Annotated in this window: 1 protein-coding gene; it reads left to right on the top strand. The window is 37.3% G+C overall.

The genetic code is table 11. The features are described 5' to 3' along the window. Nucleotides 1-108: 108 nt before the first annotated feature. A partial coding sequence (locus tag CVN76_RS32265; RefSeq protein ID WP_442857535.1) for a spore germination protein occupies nt 109-343 on the top strand: 235 nt, incomplete at its 3' end.

The raw sequence follows: 343 nt of genomic DNA on the forward strand, positions 1-343 counted from the left end.
AAGTAAAGGTATTTCCTTCATACGAAAAACGTGACCGCTTAGGCACGTTTTTTCTTTATGCAACTAACGGGGCATGTTAGTTGGACAATCTTTAGTCGATCACAATAACTGAAACAAACACTCTTTCCTTTAACCTTGAATTCAGAACGACCTGATGTAATAGCTTCCGGTATATTGGATGGACGTGAAATATTGATGGTAGATGGTAATCCACAAGTAATGATCTTTCCGTCGATGTTCACGGATTTTTTACAAGCACCGGATGATTATACGATCAATTATGGAAGGTTTTCCATCAGAATCATACGTTTTTTGCCTTTTTACCAACAATATGGGAAGTCAT

It is taken from the genome of Bacillus sp. mrc49, from assembly GCF_002803435.1.